This window comes from Bradyrhizobium sp. (assembly GCF_049581145.1).
Classification (GTDB): domain Bacteria; phylum Pseudomonadota; class Alphaproteobacteria; order Rhizobiales; family Xanthobacteraceae; genus Bradyrhizobium.
The window spans coordinates 1-20,089 of record NZ_JBAURI010000115.1 but is presented as its reverse complement, the minus strand read 5'-3'; the positions used below and the strand labels follow the sequence as shown (position 1 = coordinate 20,089).

At 64.1% G+C, this 20,089-nt stretch carries 20 protein-coding genes; 7 read left to right on the top strand and 13 right to left on the bottom strand.

The annotated features are described in order from the left end of the window. Both WCB02_RS03790 and WCB02_RS03785 read left to right on the top strand, forming a co-directional pair. Positions 1-439: DUF1501 domain-containing protein (locus WCB02_RS03790; protein WP_423956503.1), on the top strand; the 439-nt coding region annotated here is incomplete at its 5' end. 172 nt (positions 440-611) lie between these two features. Beyond that, entirely contained in the window at positions 612-935 is a 324-nt protein-coding gene (locus tag WCB02_RS03785) for an antibiotic biosynthesis monooxygenase family protein (protein ID WP_423956502.1), read from the top strand. Between the two features lie 446 nt (positions 936-1,381). Here the strand turns inward: WCB02_RS03785 and WCB02_RS03780 are convergent, their stop codons facing one another. The 6 genes from WCB02_RS03780 to WCB02_RS03755 form a co-directional block, all read right to left on the bottom strand. Next, a complete protein-coding gene (locus WCB02_RS03780; RefSeq protein ID WP_423956501.1) occupies positions 1,382-2,320 on the bottom strand; it encodes an aldo/keto reductase in 939 nt (312 codons plus the stop codon). 533 nt (positions 2,321-2,853) lie between these two features. Further along, the gene (locus WCB02_RS03775) at positions 2,854-3,672 is read right to left on the bottom strand and encodes a PAS-domain containing protein (RefSeq protein ID WP_423956500.1); all 819 of its coding nucleotides are present in this window, start codon (positions 3,670-3,672) and stop codon (positions 2,854-2,856) included. Between the two features lie 200 nt (positions 3,673-3,872). Continuing rightward, the gene (locus WCB02_RS03770; RefSeq protein WP_423956499.1) at positions 3,873-4,052 is read right to left on the bottom strand and encodes a hypothetical protein; all 180 of its coding nucleotides are present in this window, start codon (positions 4,050-4,052) and stop codon (positions 3,873-3,875) included. 68 nt (positions 4,053-4,120) lie between these two features. Beyond that, a complete protein-coding gene (locus WCB02_RS03765) occupies positions 4,121-4,288 on the bottom strand; it encodes a hypothetical protein (protein ID WP_423956498.1) in 168 nt (55 codons plus the stop codon). Positions 4,289-4,457: 169 nt separating this feature from the next. Beyond that, on the bottom strand, positions 4,458-5,108 hold the full coding sequence (locus WCB02_RS03760; protein WP_423956497.1) for a glutathione S-transferase family protein: 651 nt from the start codon (positions 5,106-5,108) through the stop codon (positions 4,458-4,460). A 171-nt stretch (positions 5,109-5,279) separates the two neighbouring features. Further along, positions 5,280-6,524, bottom strand: a complete 1,245-nt coding sequence (locus WCB02_RS03755) for a glycosyltransferase family 87 protein (protein WP_423956496.1) — start codon at positions 6,522-6,524, stop codon at positions 5,280-5,282. A gap of 189 nt (positions 6,525-6,713) precedes the next feature. Here WCB02_RS03755 and WCB02_RS03750 point away from each other — a divergent pair, with 189 nt between their 5' ends. The 5 genes from WCB02_RS03750 (at position 6,714) to WCB02_RS03730 (ending at position 12,191) form a co-directional block, all read left to right on the top strand. After that, positions 6,714-7,916, top strand: a complete 1,203-nt coding sequence (locus WCB02_RS03750) for a pyridoxal phosphate-dependent aminotransferase (RefSeq protein WP_423956495.1) — start codon at positions 6,714-6,716, stop codon at positions 7,914-7,916. 299 nt (positions 7,917-8,215) lie between these two features. Beyond that, positions 8,216-8,761 (top strand): DUF992 domain-containing protein, encoded by a 546-nt coding sequence (locus tag WCB02_RS03745; RefSeq protein ID WP_423956494.1) that lies wholly within the window; start codon positions 8,216-8,218, stop codon positions 8,759-8,761. Between the two features lie 139 nt (positions 8,762-8,900). Next, positions 8,901-9,407, top strand: a complete 507-nt coding sequence (locus tag WCB02_RS03740; RefSeq protein ID WP_423956493.1) for a DUF992 domain-containing protein — start codon at positions 8,901-8,903, stop codon at positions 9,405-9,407. A gap of 193 nt (positions 9,408-9,600) precedes the next feature. Further along, positions 9,601-11,649 carry an elongation factor G gene (locus WCB02_RS03735; protein ID WP_423956492.1) on the top strand — a complete coding sequence of 683 codons (2,049 nt, stop codon included), beginning with the start codon at positions 9,601-9,603 and terminating at the stop codon, positions 11,647-11,649. Positions 11,650-11,885: 236 nt separating this feature from the next. Beyond that, a complete protein-coding gene (locus tag WCB02_RS03730) occupies positions 11,886-12,191 on the top strand; it encodes a helix-turn-helix domain-containing protein (protein WP_423956491.1) in 306 nt (101 codons plus the stop codon). Positions 12,192-12,215: 24 nt separating this feature from the next. Here the strand turns inward: WCB02_RS03730 and WCB02_RS03725 are convergent, their stop codons facing one another. From WCB02_RS03725 to WCB02_RS03695, 7 genes are read right to left on the bottom strand one after another with little or no spacing between them, the layout of a single operon-like run. Continuing rightward, positions 12,216-12,746 (bottom strand): NADH-quinone oxidoreductase subunit B family protein, encoded by a 531-nt coding sequence (locus WCB02_RS03725; protein WP_423956490.1) that lies wholly within the window; start codon positions 12,744-12,746, stop codon positions 12,216-12,218. Positions 12,747-12,757: 11 nt separating this feature from the next. Next, positions 12,758-14,269 carry an NADH-quinone oxidoreductase subunit C gene (locus tag WCB02_RS03720; protein WP_423956489.1) on the bottom strand — a complete coding sequence of 504 codons (1,512 nt, stop codon included), beginning with the start codon at positions 14,267-14,269 and terminating at the stop codon, positions 12,758-12,760. Between the two features lie 18 nt (positions 14,270-14,287). Then, complete coding sequence (locus WCB02_RS03715) at positions 14,288-15,739, bottom strand: hydrogenase 4 subunit F (protein ID WP_423956488.1); 1,452 nt, start codon at positions 15,737-15,739, stop codon at positions 14,288-14,290. Beyond that, positions 15,736-16,404 (bottom strand): hydrogenase-4 component E, encoded by a 669-nt coding sequence (locus tag WCB02_RS03710; protein ID WP_423956487.1) that lies wholly within the window; start codon positions 16,402-16,404, stop codon positions 15,736-15,738. Before WCB02_RS03710 ends, WCB02_RS03715 begins: the two co-directional genes overlap by 4 nt. Continuing rightward, complete coding sequence (locus tag WCB02_RS03705; protein ID WP_423956486.1) at positions 16,404-17,360, bottom strand: respiratory chain complex I subunit 1 family protein; 957 nt, start codon at positions 17,358-17,360, stop codon at positions 16,404-16,406. Before WCB02_RS03705 ends, WCB02_RS03710 begins: the two co-directional genes overlap by 1 nt. Then, positions 17,351-19,366 carry a hydrogenase 4 subunit B gene (gene hyfB / locus WCB02_RS03700; protein WP_423956485.1) on the bottom strand — a complete coding sequence of 672 codons (2,016 nt, stop codon included), beginning with the start codon at positions 19,364-19,366 and terminating at the stop codon, positions 17,351-17,353. The genes WCB02_RS03705 and hyfB overlap by 10 nt, the downstream gene beginning before the upstream one ends. Beyond that, on the bottom strand, positions 19,366-19,698 hold the full coding sequence (locus WCB02_RS03695) for a helix-turn-helix domain-containing protein (protein WP_423956484.1): 333 nt from the start codon (positions 19,696-19,698) through the stop codon (positions 19,366-19,368). The genes hyfB and WCB02_RS03695 overlap by 1 nt, the downstream gene beginning before the upstream one ends. Positions 19,699-20,089 lie beyond the last annotated feature (391 nt).

The window sequence follows — 20,089 nt, the reverse complement described above, 5'->3', positions numbered from 1 at the left end:
GGCCTTCGACGGCTGGGACACCCACGCCAATGAGGGCGGTCCGGTCGGGCGTTTGGCTCTCTTGCTCTCCGGCCTCGACGGCGCGCTGGCGGAGTTCGAAAGCGGGCTCGGCGAACGCTGGCGCGACACTGCCGTCGTGGTCGCGACGGAGTTCGGCCGCACCGCACGCATCAATGGCACCGAGGGGACCGATCACGGCACCGGCACCATCGCGCTGCTCGCGGGCGGCGCGATCAGGGGTGGCCGTGTCATTTCGGATTGGCCAACCTTGAGGCCCGCGAACCTTTATGAAGCCCGCGATCTGGCGCCGACCACCGATTTGCGCGCGGTCATCAAGGGCGTGCTGGCCGATCATCTCGGCATCAGCGAGAGCGTGCTTGCTCGAAGCGTGTTCCCCGACAGCGCCGCAGCGCGGCCGATGCAAGGGCTGGTGGCATAACGCGCTGGTCGTGTGGCGCATGGTGGCGTAACTCTTGCTAACCTTCGAACCGGCCGCTTCCGGCGCCTGAATTGTCGGATTGCTGACACGCGGGCGGATCATCATCAGATAAATACGACATTGGTGTCGGTGACTGGACCCGGCACCGGCAGGATCAGGAGAGGATCGTCTCATGTATATCGCAATGAACCGGTTTCGCGTTGCCAAGGGATCCGAGGCGGACTTCGAGCAGGTCTGGATGTCGCGCGACAGTCATCTCGAGAAGGTGCCGGGCTTTGTGGAGTTTCATCTGCTGAAGGGGCCCGAGGCCGAGGATCACACACTCTACGCCTCGCACACGGTCTGGGCCGACTACGCGGCCTTCGAGGCCTGGACCAAATCGGAAGCGTTCCGCGCGGCGCATCAGCGCGCCGGCGGCAACAAGCCGCTCTATCTCGGTCCGCCGCAGTTCGAAGGTTTCGAGGTTCGCCAGACCGTGGGGCGGGCAACCTCGTGAGATCCTGGCCGCGCGCGCAGGCGTTCGCGGCGGCTCAACGTTCAAGGACCTGCATCACGTCTCAGTTCTTGGGTGGCGGCTTGCATCGAGGGTCGTGCAGCGCGGATTTGCAGTGACGCGCCTGCATCAGAAGGCAATGCTTTCACTTTGAAGTCACAGGTCCTTTCATGGCGAAGGATTTGCTTGAGCTGGTTCGCATCAAGAATGTGGATGAGCTCTCATTCCTTCATTCCGGGTGTGACGCCCAGCGGGTTTCGCAGTCCGTTTCCAGATCAAGAATATGAATGAACGGACAATCCTTCGATCGCTTGAAACGTGAGACCGCCTGCTTGTGTGACTTCGCTGTGAGCATACAGACCGAGGCTTTAATTTTTGGTATTGCGCTGAAGGCGTGAAGGGCGGTCGCTCCGGGTTCGATGCTTTTCGTATCGCCCCGGAATAACGGCTCACTTCGTGATCTGATCGATCTCTGCCGTGTCTTGCGCGCTCAAGCTCCATGAGATCGCCTTCACGTTCTGCTCGACCTGCTCGACGCGGGTGGCGCCGGCGATGACGCTTGCGACCTGGGGCCGCGCGGCGAGCCAGGAGAAGGCGAGCTCCAGCATGGTGTGGCCCCGTGCCTGCGCGAAGGTCTGCAGTTTCTCGGCGATGTCCTCGTTGCGTGGCGTGATGTAGCGGTCGCGCAAGGCGGGCGCCTTGGCGAATCGGGTGCCGTCCGGTGCGGCGGCGCCGCGCTTGTACTTGCCGGTCAGAAGGCCGCTCGCCAGCGGAAAGAACGGCAACAGCCCGAGCCGGTATTCCTGCGCGGCGGGCAGCAGGTCCTTCTCGATGTCGCGCACCACGAGGCTGTATTCGTCCTGGCAGGAGACGAAGCGGTTGACGTTCATCGCGCGCGCCACATGCTCGGCTTGCGCGATGCGCCAGGCCGGAAAATTGGAATTGCCGATGTAGCGTACCTTGCCCTGGCGCACGAGGTCGTCGAGCGCGCGCAAGGTCTCCTCGATCGGCGTCAGCGGGTCATAATCGTGCTGCTGATAGAGATCGATGTAGTCGGTCTTCAGCCGCGTCAGGCTGGCCTCGACCGCGCTCATGATGTAGCGCCGCGACGCGCCCTGCCTGGTACCGTCGACAGCCATCGGCTTGGAATATTTCGTCGCCAGCACAATGTCTTTGCGGCGGTCGCCGAGTACGGCGCCGAGCACCGTCTCCGAGCCGCCCATGCCGGCATAGATGTCCGCGGTGTCGAACAGCGTGATGCCGAGGTCGATCGCCTTGTGGATCACCTTGCGCGAGGTTTCGAGATCGGTGCGCTGGCCGAAATTGTTGCAACCGAGGCCAACGGCGGACACGCGCAGGCCGGAGCCGCCGAGATTGCGAATTTGCATGAAGTGGTCCTGTCTGGAAACCGGGGCGGGGCGGGCATTTTGCCGCGCGACCCCGCCGGCCGCAAGGCGCGCCGGTTCTGGCCAGCAGCGACAAGCTGTGTGGGAATGGCGAGATATCCAAAATCGACCGCGGGGATCCGGCCCGACAGCCGAACTCACAAAAAAGTGCGGTCCCGGTCAGACGCGGCGACTGACGGGGACCGCTGGGCGCTTGATCTGTGACGGGGGGCCCTGATCAGACGCGCCGGCAGCGTAGCCATGCTTTGTTACGCGGCCGTGACAGCATGATGTTGCACCAGGCCGGCGCGATCGAGGGCCCGGTTGCGTCCCGCGCCAGAACCATCAAAACAGCTTGCGGTCGAAACGTTGTAGGCTTTCTACAGCGACCCCAACTGGCATGGTCGCGCTGGGTCACGAAGCGAATGGACGTGTCCTCGGACATTTCGGCTTTCAACGAGGTGCGCGTGCGGGTGGTGTCACCTCATTGGACCAGGCGCCTCGGGATCAACGTCGTTCGGCGCCTTGGCTTGCTTCTATTCCGCGGCGCGGATTTGCTGCGACAGAACGGGATTGCGGCTCGCGCCGCGCAGCGACCGATAGTGATCGGCGAGCGCCGGGTCGTCGGTGTGACGGACCACATCGGTCTCCGGTATGTAGGCCAGCATACGCCCGCCCTCGGGCAGCGCCGTGCAGTGGAACCGCAGCACCTTGCCGTCCCTGAGTTTGATATCGATCGGGGTGGAATCGCCGGCACGCACCATCTCCATGCGGTCTGCGATGAAGGCTTTCAATTCCTCCTCGGGCAGCTCATAGGCGCCGGTGTCGCGCCCTTGATACAGCAGTGCGATCAAGGATGGCTTCGAACTGGCTTTCTCGTCGGCAAGCGCAAAATATTTGCGGAAGGCGCGGTTGATGAACTCGGCCCGGTTATCGGTATCGAGCAGCACGATGCCGATGTCGACCTGGTCGAGCGCGGCCGACAGCCGTTCGTCGGTCGCATGATGCTGGCGCTCCTGCGCGAAGGAATCCAGCAGTCTTTGCCGCAACAGTCCGGTGATGGAAGCGGTGGCGCCCGCAGCAATCGCCAGCAGGGACAGCCGGGCAAGGTCGATGGCGTCGTAGCCCGAGGTCTCGCGGTGGTCGAAAAACACGAGCGCCGAACACACGATGGCAATCGCCGCGGTAATCGCCCCCGAGCCGAGTCCGGAGAGCGAGCCGGCGAACGCGACGATGCAGATCAACAGCGGCGCCGGGTTGGGCACGGCGACCAGATAGCGGTCAATGAGGAAGGCGAACAGCACCGTAGCCGCCGCCAGGGCTGGGCCGGACATCGCACGCCACGCGAATTGCATTGCCTTTCCTCGCTGCCGCGACAATTCAGGCCACTCAACCTGGCCGATCGTTGTGGCCCTGGTAAACTTTCCGCGAGCCAGCTTAACGAGCAGCGGTCGGATCTGCGGCTTTCCCGCTCAGTTCGATTTAAAGCCCGGCCGGCTCCGAGGTTCCCGCCTTTTCGGACCGCACGCGTGCAACCGCACCTCCGCGGTTGCGCTCATGGCACCGACGGCACGGTTGGAGCTTTTACCGGGACGGCGGCCCAAGGGGCTTGTTCAGGGGCTTCTTCGCCGCGTGTTCCCGTCGCGATCAGGAACGAGGCCGCCAACAGGATGGCCAGTGCCAGCGTGACGGCAACCAGCAGGACGGGCGATTTCATCGCCGCCGGAAACGCCATGCCCGGCACCGCCCGTCGTCGTGAAATGGTGCGATTGGCCCTGCCAAAATGGCTTTCAATAACAGCTTTCAGGGATGGAACGGCATCGCCATGCTGACCTTGATCGAGATCACCGTCACGGCGCAGAGCGCAAACGCGCCAAGCGCGAGTGACGCTGCCACGGCATCGATCATGCGAGACGAAACAGCGGGTGCGCTGCGGCTGTTGAAGCCGTCGGCGCCGGGCGACCGTGTCATGGCCGGATATTCCTTACGCGAGGCGCGGGCGAATCACCCGCAATGCCAACCAAACTCGCAACGAGGCCCGGCAAGATTACGGCGGCGCACGAGGTGAAAAACGGCCAAATCGGGGCAGGATGCAACCTTTTACCCGCTATTGTGAACTCTTGCCCGCTTTCCCTACTGTTCACGCGCTGGCAGCGAGGCTCGCGCGGTCGTCGATTTCGTCCGGCCGCCAGTCCATCGGGACGAACCCTGGAACCTGTTCCACCCGCCTGAGCCAGGCGCGGATCGCCGGAAAGGTCGAGAGGTCGAAGTCGCAATGATCCGCGACATGGGTATAGCCGTAGAGCGCGATATCGGCGACCGTGAACTGGTCCGCTGCGAAATAGGGATGGCTCTCGAGGTGGTTTTCCATCACCTGCAAGGCGCCATAGCCGCGCTCCATCCAGTCCTCCAGCGCGTGCGTCTGCAGGTCGCGGCCGCCTTTCACCAACGCCAGCCAGAAATAGGCCGCGCCGATGTTCGGCTCCAGCGCATGTTGTTCGAAGAACATCCACTGCAGCGCCTCGGCGCGCTCGATGTGCGAGTCCGGCGACAGCGGCGTGTCGTCGGCGACAAACCAAAGGATCGCGTTGGACTCGGCGAGATAGCGCCCGTCGCCGACCTCCAGGAGCGGGACCTGACCGCTCGGATTCTTTTCGAGGAACTCCGGCGTGCGGCTCTCGCCGCGCAGGATATCGATCTCGATGGCATGATAGGGCATGTTCAATAGCGCCAGCGCAAGGCGGACCTTGTAGCTGTTGCCGGAGCGTTGCATGGAATAGAGCTTGTACATTCTGCCGTGTTCGACCGGTGGAGCGAGCGACGGGCTTGTCACCCCGCAACGCGGCCAAACAATGATGCGGATGGGCAAGCGCCGCAAGGCCCGGTTACCTTAAAAAGTTTAAAACCTCTACTGCAGTGCAACGACGCGAAAAATCTTTCCAGTACATCCGAACAATTCAGATCACGCTTGCGCTATCGGCGCGTCGGCGAATGTCGCAGCTTCGCGATCGTGCAGCGCGCGCCGCATGATGAACAGATGCAGGGCCAAAAGCACCATCAGTCCGAGCGGAATCCCAGTGATTCCCGCGACGGCGCGCGTCAGCAGCGGCGTGAGCCACGCCGCGGCCAACACGCTGATTTCATAGTCGCGGAAGCCGTATATGAAGCCGTGGCGCGCGACGAAGGCGATGGCGATGGCGAGCACGACGAGATCGTAGTCGAGCACATAGGGCGTCGCCAGCAGGCTTGCGGTTGCAAGGCCTGCGGCCTTCAATTCGAATGCGCTGTCGCTGCGCCACAGCCAGGCGACACTGGCTGCAAGCACGAGCCCGAGCGCGATCTGGATCGCATAGGCAGTTCGAATGTCGGCGCCCCAATTGCGCGCCGCCGAGAATGCCGATTGAATTTTCTCCCAGCCGGTGCCGCCCTGCTCGAGCACGACCGTTTGCGTGAATTGCATGGAATCGGCGAAGGCATGCCAGATGCCAGTGCCGAGTGCGACGAAGCTGACCGCAATCAGCACCGCAACAGTTGCGACTGCGGCAGCAATGCTGCTCCATCTTCCGCCGGCAACGAGTGCGATCGGAATCATGACGCCGAATTGCGGCTTGTAGGCGAGCAGTCCGATCAAGACGCCGGCGAGCCAGGGCCTGCGATCAATGAGCTGCAGCGCACAGCCGAGCAGCGCCGCGGTCAGGAAGCCGTTCTGGCCGTGGCCGATATTGACGAACACGGCGGGAAAGGCTGCAGCCGTCAACAGCGTCTCGGCGCGCGGCAGGATCGCGCGGATGACGGCGAGATAGGCCGCAAGACTGGCGATCAGCCAGAGCGTGAGCCCCCACGCGTAGGGCAGTGCGGCGACGACAACCGCCACCGCGAAGAAGAACGGCGGATAGTGCCAGCCGAAGAATGGGACCTCGCGTCCGCCGAACGTGGCCTTCTCCGCTTCGTGCTGCAGCGCGGGCTGATAGGCGTCGGCGGCACGGCCCTGCCAGGTCAATTCGCCTGCGGCATAGACGTTGGAGAAATCCGTCCCGATCGGCTTGCCGTTGCGGTCGATCAAGCCGTCGGAGATTGCAATCCAACCGATGATCGCAACCGCGCAGAGCACGAGCAGGATCAGGCTGTAGCCGCGCGCACGCGCGGGCGTCAGCCAGTCGCCGGATCGCAGAGCTTGCCATTTTGCTTGCCAGGGTCCTTGCCACATATGAGTCATTTTGCCGCGGAAATTTATGAATGTTGCGCCGACCGTAGCGGTGCCGCTTTAACGATCCCTAAAGTTTTGCCATCGCCGCCGAAGCTTCTTGCGGTGCTGCGGCACACGCCTTAGGGTGCGTCGTTCCCCCTTCAATAGAGTCATGACGCCTGAGGTCATGACGCCCGCAAGGAGCTGAAAATGCCGTTCCTGTCCGCTGCGCTCGATCGTGTGAAGCCGTCCGCGACCATCGCGGTCACGGATAAAGCACGCGAGCTCAAAGCCGCGGGCCGCAACGTCATCGGCCTTGGCGCAGGCGAGCCGGATTTCGACACGCCGGCCAATGTCAAGCTGGCGGCGATCCATGCGATCGAAGCCGGCAAGACCAAGTACACGGCGGTCGACGGCATCCCCGAATTGAAGCAGGCCGTCATCGCCAAGTTCCAGCGCGAGAACGGCCTCACCTACAAGCCGAGCCAGGTCATCATCGGCACTGGCGGCAAGCAGGTGCTCTACAACGCGCTGATGGCCACCATCAATCCGGGTGACGAGGTCATCATCCCCGCGCCTTATTGGGTGAGCTATCCGGAGATGGTGGCGCTCGCGGGCGGCGAGCCCGTCCCTGTGGTCTGCACCGCCGCGCACGGCTTCAAGCTGCAGCCGGATGATCTGGAAAAGGCGATCACAGCGAAGACCAAGTGGATCATTCTCAACTCGCCATCGAACCCGACCGGCGCTGCCTACACCAGGGCCGAGCTCAAGGCGCTCACCGATGTCCTGGTGAAGCATCCGCAGGTCTGGGTCATGACCGACGACATGTATGAGCATCTCGTCTATGACGACTTCGTATTCACGACGCCGGCGCAGATCGAGCCGAAACTCTACGACCGCACGCTGACGGTGAACGGCGTGTCCAAGGCCTATTGCATGACGGGCTGGCGCATCGGCTATGCCGGCGGTCCGGCCGAACTGATCAAGGCGATGGCGACCATCCAGTCGCAATCGACCTCAAATCCCTGCTCGATCGCGCAATGGGCTTCGGTCGAAGCCCTCAACGGTCCGCAGGATTTCATCCCCGTCAACAACAAGGCGTTCAAGGAGCGGCGCGATCTCGTGGTGTCGATGCTCAACCAGGCCAAAGGCATCGAATGTCCGCGGCCGCAGGGCGCATTCTATGTCTATCCGTCCTGCGCGGGCACCATCGGCAAGACCGCGCCGTCGGGCAAGACGATCGGCAATGACGAGGACTTTGTCACCGAGCTGCTGGAGACCGAAGGCGTCGCTGTCGTGCAGGGATCCGCGTTCGGTCTTGGGCCGGCGTTCCGGATTTCCTACGCGACCAAGAACTCCGACCTCGATGACGCCTGCAAGCGCATCCAGCGGTTTTGCGGCAATCTGCGGTAGTCTCGCCAAACCATCATGGTGACTTGGCGCGCACGCGCCGTCTCGGCGGAAGCTTCGCATCACCCGGAGGGAACCATGAGCCCACGCTGGCCAGTTTCCGGGCCTCTTCCTTCGAGACGCTTGCTGGCGCAAGCTCCTGAGGACGAGGGCTGAAGCAGTTGCGACGCAGTCGTACCAGAAGGTCGTCAAGCCACATCCTGCTTCAACCGCTTCTCGGCCCGGGAACCGCCTTGTTTCGAACATGGCGGTTACCTCCCTGTACTCCGCTGTTTTCAATTCGTCTCGCGGAGATAACAAAGATGCGACTTCCGTCCCTCCTGATCGCCACCGCCGCGCTGGTCGGCTCGTTCGCAAACGCCAACGCCACGCCGCCGGCTCCCTCCGGCATCCTGCACTGCGAGGGCGGGCAGAATGTCGGCTTTGTCGTCGGCTCGGTGGCGAGCCTCGAATGTGTGTTCCGCAGCGAAGGCCATCGTCCCGAAGCCTATCTTGCAACCGTCCGTCGCTTCGGACTCGATCTCGGCGTCACCCAGCAAACCCGGTTTACCTGGGAGGTCAATGCGCCGACGCCAGGACTTGTCAAACCAAGACTTGTCAAACATGGACGCGGCGAGCTGGCGGGGTCCTATGGCGGCATCGGGGCCAATGCGTCGGTCGGTGTCGGCGGCGGCGGCAACTTCCTGGTCGGGGGACCGGCGAACGCCTACGCGCTGCAGCCGATCAGCACGCAGGGACAGACCGGGGTGAACCTCGCGGCGGGGGTCGCCGACCTCGAGCTCCAGCCGGTTCATCTCGTTCATGCCGATCGCCGTCTGCACCATCGCCCGCCCGGCAATCGCGGTTAAGCAAACAGGCAACAAACAAACAGAAGCCTGCGCGAGCTGGCCTATTTTCTTTGGCGCGATCAGGGATGTTGTGGCATAGAAAGCGCGCGTTGAGCGCGTTTTTTACCCGCATCACACCTCTTGCGCCGGAGTTTTCTTCATGCGTCGCATTGTCACCAAAGCCTTGATTGCCGCCGGCCTGTCTGCCCTCTTTGTCACGGCCGTCTTCATCCCAGGCCTCTTTGTCACCCGCGCCGATGCGCAGGACCGCGTGCAGGTCGGAGTCCTCGAGTGCCGTGGCGGCGCCAGCATCGGCTTCGTTGTCGGGTCCGTCACCAATCTCGGCTGCGTATTGCGCGTCGAGGGCCTGCCGGAGGACCGCTATATCGCGACCATCCGCAAGGTCGGCGTCGATCTCGGCATCACCCAGGAAACGGCGCTGGCCTGGGCCGTCTATGCGCCGGTGGCGCGGCTTGGCCAGGGCGATCTCTCCGGCACCTATGCCGGCGCGCAGGGCAGCGCCTCGGTCGGCGTCGGCGTTGGCGGCAACATGCTGGTCGGCGGCTCGAACAATTCGATCGCGCTGCAGCCGCTCAGCCTGCAGGGCCAGGTCGGCATCAACGTCGCCGCGGGCCTCGAAAGCCTGGAACTGCGGCCGGGACGTTAACGGTTTCGCGAACGCCTTTCACTTCTCTTCAAGTACGGCCTCCTTCCGTAGAACAACGGAGAGGATGTAGAACGCCAACGATTTGCAATGCGCCGCCGCGACGTTTTCCCGCTTGCCAAATCCGGGCGGCAGGCAGAGCATCTTGCTTTGCCGACCCAATCAAGGGCCGAGCTCCAACTTAAGGAGGCGGCGAATGGGACAAGACGTCAGAAGTCCCCGCGGTCCACGGTGCATCGCACTGGTGGGCCCTTTCCAAAGCGGTAAAACCACCCTTCTCGAAGCAATATTGGCGCGCACCGGCATCATTCCGCGCACCGGCAGCGTCGATGCCGGCACCTCGGTGGGCGATGCCAGCGCGGAAGCGCGTCATCACAAGATGAGCGTCGCGCTGACCGCCGCGACGACGAGCTTCATGGGCGACAGCTACAGTTTCCTGGACTGTCCGGGTTCGGTGGAGTTCGCGCAGGACATGCGCGCAGCGCTACCGGCGGTCGACGCCGCGGTGGTGGTCTGCGAGGCCGATGAGAAAAAGCTGCCGCAGCTGCAGCTCATCCTGCGCGAATTGGAAGACCTCAAGATCCCGCGCTTTCTGTTCCTCAACAAGATCGATCGCGCCAGCCAGCGCATCCGCGAGACGCTCGCGGTCCTGCAGCCGGCGTCGCGCGTCCCGCTGGTGCTGCGGCAGATCCCGATCTGGCACGGCGACCTGATCGAAGGCTTCGTCGATCTCGCGCTGGAGCGCGCCTTCGTCTACCGCGAGCACAAGGCCTCCGAAGTGATCGGGCTCGAAGGCGGCGATCTCGACCGCGAGAAGGAGGCGCGCTTCTCGATGCTGGAGAAGCTCGCCGACCATGACGACGCGCTGATGGAGCAATTGCTCGAGGATATCCAGCCGCCGCGCGACGCGGTGTTCGACGATCTGGCGCGCGAATTGCGGGAAGGTCTGATCTGCCCGGTGCTGCTCGGTTCGGCCCTGCGCGAAAACGGCGTGCTGCGCCTTTTGAAGGCACTGCGGCACGAAGCACCCGGCGTGGCCGAGACTGCAAGGCGGCTCGGCGTGCCCGCATCGAAGGAGGCGCTGGGTTATGTGTTCAAGACCGTGCATTTGCAGCACGGCGGCAAACTGTCGTTGACCCGCCTGTTCGCCGGCCATCTCGACGACGCCGCAACGGTGCAAGCCTCCTGCGGCGAGAGCGGCAAGGTTTCAGGCATTCTTGCGGTAAGCGGTAGCCACGATTCCAAGCGCAACGCAGCGGAGGCCGGTGATACCATCGCGCTCGGCAAGCTCGACGCCGTCAAGACCGGTGACACGCTTTCCGGCGGCAAGACCACACCGGCCGCACTCGCCAAAATCGACCCGATGCCGGCGGTGCTGTCGATGTCGATCGCGGCCGTCGATCGCAAGGACGACGTCAAGCTCGGACAGGCGCTGTTGCGGCTCAACGAGGAAGATCCGTCGCTGACCATGGTGCAGAATCCCCGCACCCACGACACCGTGTTGTGGGGCCAGGGAGAAATGCATCTGCGGGTGGCGCTGGAGCGGCTGCGCGAGCGCTTCGGCGTCAATGTCAAATCTCATCCGCCGGTGATCGGATATCAGGAAACCATCCGCAAATCGATCATCCAGCGTGGCCGGCACAAGAAGCAGTCCGGCGGCCATGGCCAGTTCGGCGACGTGGTGCTGGAGATCCGGCCGTTGCCGCGCGGCGAGGGATTCAAATTCTTGGAAAAGGTCGTCGGTGGTGCGGTGCCACGCAACTATATCGGCGCGGTGGAGGAGGGCGTGGTCGATGGCCTGTTGCGCGGCCCGCTCGGCTTTCCCGTGATCGATCTGCAGGTGACGCTGACCGACGGCTCCTATCACAGCGTGGATTCCTCAGATCTCGCGTTCCGGACCGCGGCGCGGATCGGCGTCAGCGAAGGACTGCCGCAGTGCCAGCCGGTTCTGCTGGAGCCGATCCACACCGTCGAGATCGTCTGTCCGACCGATGCCACCGCCAAGATCAACGCCATTCTGTCGGCGCGGCGCGGCCAGATCCTGGGCTTCGATACCCGCGAGGGCTGGCCGGGCTGGGATTGCGTCCGCGCCATGATGCCGGAGGCCGAGATCGGCGAATTGATCGTGGAGCTGCGCTCGGCCACCGCCGGCGCCGGCAGCTTTACCCGGCAGTTCGACCACATGGCCGAGGTCACCGGCCGCGCCGCCGACCAGATCATCGCCGCGCATCGCGACGCGGCGTGACTTTCGCCTGTCGTTCCGGGGACGACGCGTCGGCGTCGCACCCCGGGGCTCGAGCTGCGGTTTCCCCGTCGCCAATGCGCGGCCAGCTCATCCATGCAGCGAAGACGTCGACGACAGGAGCAACGCCCGAGGGTGCCCAACGTGGCCAGCTGATATGTCACGCGTTTAATTTGATGCTTGAAGCTGCTATTCATGCAGGTTAGCTGTGGCCGGTCACGTTGGAGAGAACCGAGTCCATGATTACCGCCAATCAGCTCAGGGCCGCCCGGGCGCTGCTGGACATCGATCAGCGGGAACTGGCTGAGCTGGCAGAGCTGTCCGTGCCGACCATCCAGCGCATGGAAGCCAGTGACGGCGTCATCCGCGGCAATGTGGATTCGCTCATGAAGCTCGTTTCCGCGCTCGACCATGCCGGGATCGAATTGATCAATCCGGGAGTGACGAGCACGACCGGAGGCCGCGGCGTGCGGCTGCGCGAGCATGCCGCGAAGCCGAAGGCGGCGCGGCCGTCGTCCTCGCGGACTCTGGAGCGGATCCGGTGAGCCGCTGCAAGCGCGCGAACGTCATCAGGACGTAACGGCGGTATCGGCGCTCTCGAGCAGCGCAAGCAGTCCCTTCAGCATCGCCATCGGTGTCGGCGGACATCCCGGGATATGGAGATCGACCGGGATCACCTCGGCGACGCCGCCGACCACCGCGTAGCTGCCGGCGAAGCAGCCGCCGTCCCGTCCGCAATCGCCGACCGCGACCACCCATTTCGGATCGGGAGTGGCGTGATAGGTGCGCTCCAGCGCCTCGCGCATGTTCTTGGTCACCGGACCGGTCACGACCAGGACATCGGCATGGCGCGGCGAGGCGACGAAGCGCAGCCCGAAGCGTTCGGCGTCGTAATAGGCATTGTTGAGGGCGTGAATCTCGAGCTCGCAGCCATTGCAGGAACCGGCGTCGACCTCGCGGATCGACAGGCTGCGGCCGAGCCGCTGCCGCGCGGCGCGGCCGACAACGGCCGCAAGTTCGGCCAACGCTGTATCGTCCGACGCCGGCGCCGGTTCGGTCAGTGGCGGGAGGAACAGGCTTTGAAACAGCAGTTTGCGCATGTCCGTGCCCTTCAGAGATCGTGACCGGAATAGGAGCAGTTGAACGACTTGTTGCAGAGTGGAAAGTCGGCGACGATATTGTTCTCGATCACCGCCTCCAGCAGCGGCCATTGCAGCCATGATGGGTCACGCAGGTGGCAGCGGTCGACCCGGCCATCCAACAGGCGCAGCCAGACCAGCACGTCGCCGCGAAATCCCTCGACGATGGCCATGCCTTCCCGCGGCTCCCGCCGGTGTCCCGCAGGCGTGCTCAACGAGCCCGGGGGAAGCTGCGCCAGGATCTGGTCGATCAGCGAGAGACTTTGCTCGGCCTCGCGGACGCGGATCCAGACCCGCGCATTGACGTCGCCCTCGCTCAGCACCGGCACCTCGAAACGCAGCGCGTCATAGGGCGGATAGCCGGGCGTCTTGCGCGCATCGAAGGATCGGCCGGACGCGCGGCCGATGTAACCCCCGGCGGCATATTGCCTGGCCAGCGCGGGCTTCAGCACGCCGGTATTGACGGTGCGATCCTGCAGCGAAGCGGTGTTGTCGTAGAGCTTGACGAGGGCTGGGAAACGTTGGCGAATGTTGTGGAGCATCGCCACGATGGCGGCCTGTCCGGTCTCGTCCAGATCACAGGTGACGCCGCCGGGCACGATGATGTCCCGCATCAGGCGATGGCCGAATGCGATCGCCGCCGCGCGCAGCACGCTCTCGCGCAGCACGCTGCAATGCGCATGCAGCAGCGCGAACGAGGCGTCGTTGCAGATCGCCCCGATGTCGCCGAGATGGTTGGCCAGCCGCTCGAGCTCGGCGAGCAGGGCGCGCAGCCAGACCGCGCGCTCCGGCACCGCAAGCTCGAGCGCGGCCTCAGCAGCTCGGGAAAACGCGTAAGCGTACGCGACGGTGCTGTCGCCCGACACGCGTCCGGCCAGTTGCACGGCGCGCTCGAGACTGGCCTCTCGCATCAGCCCCTCGATGCCCTTGTGGGTATAGCCGAGCCGCTGCTCCAGCCGCACGACCGTCTCCCCGCTTGCGGTGAAGCGGAAATGTCCGGGCTCGATGATTCCCGCATGCACCGGTCCGACCGCGATCTGGTGCAGGCCATCGCCTTGCGCGGTCAGGAAGGGATAGGCAGACGCCTCCTCCGGCACGTCGATGCGTCCCGCCAGCGGAAAGCAGACGCCCCAGCGATCGTGATCGAGCCAGGGGCGGTTGTCGGGTGCGCCGTCCGCCGACAATCCAAACAGATCGGCGATCGTGCGCTCCAACCGGATCGCCGGCGGATGACGCGCACCGACGGAGGGATAGAGACGGTCGGGACACTCCAGGCTGATGACGGCGATGTCGGCGGTGGCTTCGTCGGCGATCGCCAAGTGCACCGTCGCGGCTTCTCCCCACAACCCGAGCAGACTCAAATGCCCGCGCGCGAGCTCGCCGATCGCGACCTTCCAGGTGGCGGCATCGACCACGCTTCGCGGCCACGGCCGATGCCGTTCTATCCTGAGGCCCTGGGGCCCGAGATCGATCAGCGAAGGCATTCTGTGCAGTTCTCCACTTTAGCCGAGCAGGCCGGCGACATGCTGGAACCAGACGACAAGCGGCGCGGGAAGATAGATTCCAGCGACCAGCACCAGAGACAGATGTGCAAACATCGGCACATAGGATGCTTCGGCCGAGGCCGTGCTGCCGCGCGGCGCGCCGAACGCGATGCTGGTCAGGCGCAAGGTCAGCGCGCCGAATGCCAGCAGCAGCCCGAACACCAGCACGACCGCGAGCAGAGGCTGCCGCGCGAAGGTCGAGCTCACGACCAGAAACTCGGTCATGAAAATGCCGAGCGGCGGCAATCCGGCGATCGCGATGACGCCCATCACGAGGCCCCACCCCAGCGCCGGATGCGTCACCGTCAGCCCGCGGATCCTGGCGATCCGCTGCGTGCCCTTGATCTGCGAGATATGGCCGACGGCATAGAAGATCGCCGATTTCGTCAGACTGTGCATCACCATGTGCAACAGCCCGGCGAAATTGGCGAGCGGTCCGCCCATTCCGAACGCGAACACGATGATGCCCATGTGTTCGATCGAGGAATAGGCGAACAGGCGCTTGATGTCGCGCCTGCGGTAGAGCATGAACGCGGCGAACACGACCGAGATCAGGCCCATCCCCACCATCAGCGGCCCGGGCGCGATCGCCATCGGGTTGGCGGCGAGCAGGATCTTGAAGCGCAACAGCGCGTAGAGCGCGACGTTCAGGAGCAGCCCCGACAGCACGGCCGAGATCGGCGTCGGACCTTCGGCATGCGCATCCGGCAGCCAGGCGTGCAGCGGCGCCAGCCCGACCTTGGTGCCGTAACCGAGCAAGAGGAAGATGAAGGCGACGTTGAGCAGCGCGGGATCGAAGTTCGCGGCATGCTGGATCAGGATGGTCCAGACCATGGCGTCCTGGCCTTCGCCGACGACCGGACGCGCCGCCATGTAGACCAGGATGGTGCCGAACAGCGCCAGCGCGATGCCGACGCTGCCGAGGATGAAATATTTCCATGCCGCTTCCAGCGCGGCATGGGTGCGGTAGATGCCGACCATCAGCACGGTGGTCAGCGTCGCGATCTCGACTGCCACCCACATCAGGCCGATATTGTTCGACACGAATGCGAGGTTCATGCCGAACATCATGGTCTGGTACATCGCGTGGTAGAAGCGCAAATAGACCGGCGTCAGGCGGCCGCTATCGAGCTCGTGGGCGATGTAACTGGCGCTGAAAATGCTGGTGGTGAAGCCGACGAAGGTGTTGAGCACGATGAAGACGATGTTCAGGTCGTCGACCAGCACATAGGTTCCGGGCTGCGGACGGTCGATCACCAACAGCGATAGCGCGGCCAGAAATGTCGCAAGACTGGCGACGACGTTCAGCCGCGCCGTGAGCCGATAGCCGGGCAGCGCGGCCAGCAATGCGGCCGAGCCGATCGGAATCAGGAGAACCGCCGCGAGAGCGTCGAATGAAGCGACGCTCATCGCTGCTCGCCCCGGAAATCGTCCAGCGCGGAGACGTCGACGGAATCGAAGCGCTCGCGGATTCGAAACAGGAATATGCCGATCACGATGAAGGCGATCAGGATCGAGAAGGCGACGCTGATCTCGACCACCAGCGGCATGCCCTTGGCCCCGGTCGCCGCCAGCACCAGTCCGTTCTCGAGCGACATGAAGCCCACGACCTGGCTGACGGCGTTGCGGCGCGTCACCATGACCAGAAGCCCGAGCAGCACGACGGAGAGCGCGAAGGCGAGATCCTCGCGTGCCAGCGGATCGGCTTCGGCGGTGACCCGCAGCATCAGCACCATCGAGAGCGCGACCAGCGCCATTCCGGCCAGCATGGTCGGGCCGATGCCCACTGCCGATTCGATGTCGCGATGGATGCCGAGCTGCCTGACGATGCGGTGCAGCGCCACGGGAATGACGATCGCCTTGAAGACAAGCGCGATCGCCGCCGTGATGTAGAGATGCGGCGCGTCCTGCACATAGGCCTGCCAGGCGACGGACAGAGCGAGCACCAGCGCATGCAGCGCAAAGACGTTGAGCAGCGAATAGAGCCGGTCCTGGTACAGCATCATGAAGCTGATCAGGACCAGGCCGCCTGCGAGCGTATGCGAGATGTCGAAGGAGAGGCTGTGCAGCTGCATCAGAAGCTCCTCGAGACGAATAGCAGGAGGGTGCCGAGCAGCCCCAGCATCAGCGCCGCGCCCAGGAATTGCGGAACGCGAAACACCCGCATCTTCGCGGTAGCGGTCTCGAACAATGCGAGGACGAATCCCGCGGCCGCGAGTTTCAGCAGATAGGCGACGGCGCCGACGGCATAGGCCATCGCTCCCGTGCCGAACACGGCGATCCTCCACGGCAGGAACACGCAGGCGATCAGTGAGACGTAGAGCAGGAGCTTGAGAAACGCGCCGAATTCGATCATCGCGAGGTGGCGTCCCGAATATTCCAGCACCATCGCTTCATGCACCATGGTGAGTTCGAGATGGGTCGCCGGATTGTCGACCGGGATGCGCCCGTTCTCCGCGAGCGCCACCATGAAGAGCGCGACCAGCGCCATGCCGAGCGAAACGCGCAATCCGACATAGGATGAGGCCAGCAGATTGGCCACCGTGGAAAGCTGGGTCGAACCTGCGACCAGCGCCATGCAAAACACGATGAGCAGCATCGCCGGCTCCGCGACGGTTGCGATCATGACTTCGCGGCTGGCGCCGATGCCGCCGAAGGCGGTGCCGACATCCATCCCGGCCAACGCCAGAAAGAAGCGCGCGCTTCCGAGCAGCGCGACGATGGCGATCAGGTCCGCGGTCCAGTTGAACAAGAGCCCGGTCGCGAACGTCGGCACCAGCGCCGCGGCCACCCAGATCGCGGCAAACGTCACGTAGGGCGTGATGCGGAACAGCCATGAGGCGTTGTCGGCCAGCACCACCTCCTTGCGCAACAGCCGCAAGAGATCGCGATAGGGCTGGAGCATCGAAGCGCCCTGGCGGCGGACCAGCCGCGCCTTGATCTTGCGCACATAGCCGGTCAAGAGCGGGGCGAGCAGCAGCACCAGCAGCATCTGTACGCCCTGCACCAGGAGGTCCGAGATCACGACCATATCGCGAGCACCAGCAGCAGCATGACGAGGGTTGCGAAGACCAGGCTGAGATAGCGGCGGATGGTCAGGAACTGCAGGCGATTGAGCCGCTCCGACGACAGCGCGACCGCAGCCGCGATCGGCTGATACATGACTTCCCAGATCCGGTCATGCAATTCGATGCGAAGCCGCGCCGGCCTGGTATCTCCGGGAGGCGGCATCTCGACATGATCGCGGGCGTCGAAGGCGAAGGCGCCGAACACGCGGCGGATCGGTTGCGCGAAGCTGACACTGGAATACTGCGCCGCAGGCGTCGGATCGGCAAAGCCGCAGCCCCAGGCCGGACCGCGCCGCAACGCCCGTGAGGCGAAGCGGTGGATGACGTAGACGGCAAGCGAAGCGGCGACCGTGATGAAGACCATCACCAGCAAGCCGTTATAGGAGCTCTTGCTGTCGGCGATCGGCGCGATCGAGAGCCAGGCTTCGTCGGCCTGGATCGGCATCCGGCCGGACAGGATTTCAAGCGAGACCGGCGACAGCGCGTCAATCACCAGTCCCGGCAGGATGCCGGCCAACAGACACAGCGCGGCGAGCACGAACATCGCCGCCTGCGAATAGCGGTCGACTTCGCCGGCTTTTTCGGCGGCCGGGCTGCGCGGACGTCCGAGGAAGGGAATGCCGAAGAACTTGACGAAGCACGCGGCCGCCAGCGCCGCGGCGAGCGCAAGCATCGCGCCGACCGCGGGCACCATGATCTTCAACGCCCATTGCGGCAGTTCCGGGCTTTGCAGCACGGCCTGGAACATCAGCCACTCGGATACGAAGCCGTTGAACGGCGGAAGCGCGGAGATCGCGACGCATCCAGCGAGAACGGCTGCGCTCGTGAACGGCATGCGGTGAATGAGGCCGCCCAGCTTGTCCATGTCGCGCTCGCCCGTCGCCGTCAGGACGGCGCCGGCGCCAAAGAACAGCAGGCTCTTGAAGAAGGAGTGGTTCAGCACATGGAGCAGGGCGGCCGTGAAGGCGAGCGCGGCGGCGAGCTTCATGCCGTTGGCCTGGAAGGCCAGCGCCAGGCCGAGGCCGACAAAGACGATGCCGATGTTTTCGATCGTCGAGTAGGCGAGCAGACGTTTGAGATCCTTCTCCATCATGGCATACAGGATCCCCATCACGGCGGTGACGCTGCCGAGGAAGAGGACGACGGCACTCGCCGGCCAGGTCGGCGGTCCAAGCAGATCGAACACCACGCGGATGAATCCGTAGACCGCGACCTTGGTCATCACGCCGCTCATCAGCGCCGACACGTGGCTCGGCGCGGCCGGATGCGCGAGCGGCAGCCAGACGTGCAGCGGCACCAGTCCGGCCTTGGAGCCGGCGCCGAGCAACATCAACAGCAATACCAAAGCCGCGGCGTGGGTCGTGTGCGCCGACCCGCGAATGGCGGCAAATCCATAATCCCCCGCAGGTCCCGCCAACAGGCCGAAGGCCAGCAGCAACGCCAGCGTGCCGAAGCTTGCCATCACCAGATAGATATAGCCCGCCTTGGCGTTGCCGGTTTCGCGGTGGTGCGCCATGACCAGCGCCCAGGACGCAAGCGACATGAATTCCCAGCACAGCAGAAAGGAAAATGCATCGTCCGCGAGGACCACGAGATTCATTCCGGCCAGAAACGCCGGGAAGAACGGCAGCACGCGGTGCGGCGCTGACTCGTGGTGGCCGTAGCCGAGGCCGTAGAGGCTTGCGGTGGCGCCGCCCAGATTGACGACGACGAGAAAGAACGACGCCAGCGCGTCGAGGCGGAAATGGGCACCGAGCCACGGCAACCCGATCGGCAGCGTCAGATCGGCGGCGCTTGCCGTCGCGCCAAGCAGCCAGCGGAGGGAGGCGATCAGGGCAAGCGCCGAGACCGCCAGCGTCATGCCGTAGATGACGGCCGTGGCACCTTTTGAGCGGCTCAGAACGATCGCCAGAACCGCCGAGCCGAGCAGCCCGGCAACGCATGCCATTTGCAAGATGATGGCCGACATTATCTGCGCACCCTTGGTCTGCCTGACCCGCTGTTGTCCGATCGAGGGTCCCGACGGGTCTTGGCCGAACCGGCAGCTTTCATTCGCACAACTTTCAGCCGTACGCCGCGCCCCAGCGAATGGCTGACGGCGCCATCGTCGATCAGCTCGATCCCCGCCGCTTCCAACGCGCTGATCAGCTTGACCAGCGAATCGACGTTGCCGCGGACCATGGTTTCGCTCGCCTCCATGCGCTGAATGGTCGGCAGGGAAAGTCCCGACAATTTCGCGAGCCGGCGCTGATCGATGCCGAGCAGCGCCCGGGCAGCCCGCGATTGAGCTGCTGTGATCATTGACCTGCCTTTGCCGAAGGGATCCCGACGCCAACCGATATCTGATGTCATCTATACGCTACAATTAATGATATTGAAGTGTCAATAAATGATGTTTCAGATATCTAATCTGAGGGATGAGTAACTGGCCTAGCCTGCTCCGTTTTTGGGGTTTCAGGACTTCCCAATCCCTGCGATTTCTTCGACACTGCACCTGCAATTCGGTGAGTGCCTTGATCAAGATCAGCAATGGACGAGATCGGCCTGTCGCGGAAAATGAAGCGGTTGACCGCGTGGTTGGACGCGAGGAGCGGGCCGGATGACGTTCGTGCGCAACCAATTCCACGGTGCCCCGCTCGGCGACGCCCATGTGACCATGCTTTGCCTTCTGGTCGCGCATGATCCTCTGGCG

Bases quoted from the DNA above. Each gene is read 5' to 3' on its own strand.
- WCB02_RS03785 (WP_423956502.1), top strand. From the start codon at position 612: ATGTATATCGCAATGAACCGGTTTCGCGTTGCCAAGGGATCCGAGGCG.
- WCB02_RS03780 (WP_423956501.1), bottom strand. From the start codon at position 2,320: ATGCAAATTCGCAATCTCGGCGGCTCCGGCCTGCGCGTGTCCGCCGTT.
- WCB02_RS03775 (WP_423956500.1), bottom strand. From the start codon at position 3,672: ATGCAATTCGCGTGGCGTGCGATGTCCGGCCCAGCCCTGGCGGCGGCT.
- WCB02_RS03770 (WP_423956499.1), bottom strand. From the start codon at position 4,052: ATGGCGTTTCCGGCGGCGATGAAATCGCCCGTCCTGCTGGTTGCCGTC.
- WCB02_RS03765 (WP_423956498.1), bottom strand. From the start codon at position 4,288: ATGACACGGTCGCCCGGCGCCGACGGCTTCAACAGCCGCAGCGCACCC.
- WCB02_RS03760 (WP_423956497.1), bottom strand. From the start codon at position 5,108: ATGTACAAGCTCTATTCCATGCAACGCTCCGGCAACAGCTACAAGGTC.
- WCB02_RS03755 (WP_423956496.1), bottom strand. From the start codon at position 6,524: ATGTGGCAAGGACCCTGGCAAGCAAAATGGCAAGCTCTGCGATCCGGC.
- WCB02_RS03750 (WP_423956495.1), top strand. From the start codon at position 6,714: ATGCCGTTCCTGTCCGCTGCGCTCGATCGTGTGAAGCCGTCCGCGACC.
- WCB02_RS03745 (WP_423956494.1), top strand. From the start codon at position 8,216: ATGCGACTTCCGTCCCTCCTGATCGCCACCGCCGCGCTGGTCGGCTCG.
- WCB02_RS03740 (WP_423956493.1), top strand. From the start codon at position 8,901: ATGCGTCGCATTGTCACCAAAGCCTTGATTGCCGCCGGCCTGTCTGCC.
- WCB02_RS03735 (WP_423956492.1), top strand. From the start codon at position 9,601: ATGGGACAAGACGTCAGAAGTCCCCGCGGTCCACGGTGCATCGCACTG.
- WCB02_RS03730 (WP_423956491.1), top strand. From the start codon at position 11,886: ATGATTACCGCCAATCAGCTCAGGGCCGCCCGGGCGCTGCTGGACATC.
- WCB02_RS03725 (WP_423956490.1), bottom strand. From the start codon at position 12,746: ATGCGCAAACTGCTGTTTCAAAGCCTGTTCCTCCCGCCACTGACCGAA.
- WCB02_RS03720 (WP_423956489.1), bottom strand. From the start codon at position 14,269: ATGCCTTCGCTGATCGATCTCGGGCCCCAGGGCCTCAGGATAGAACGG.
- WCB02_RS03715 (WP_423956488.1), bottom strand. From the start codon at position 15,739: ATGAGCGTCGCTTCATTCGACGCTCTCGCGGCGGTTCTCCTGATTCCG.
- WCB02_RS03710 (WP_423956487.1), bottom strand. From the start codon at position 16,404: ATGCAGCTGCACAGCCTCTCCTTCGACATCTCGCATACGCTCGCAGGC.
- WCB02_RS03705 (WP_423956486.1), bottom strand. From the start codon at position 17,360: ATGGTCGTGATCTCGGACCTCCTGGTGCAGGGCGTACAGATGCTGCTG.
- hyfB (WP_423956485.1), bottom strand. From the start codon at position 19,366: ATGTCGGCCATCATCTTGCAAATGGCATGCGTTGCCGGGCTGCTCGGC.
- WCB02_RS03695 (WP_423956484.1), bottom strand. From the start codon at position 19,698: ATGATCACAGCAGCTCAATCGCGGGCTGCCCGGGCGCTGCTCGGCATC.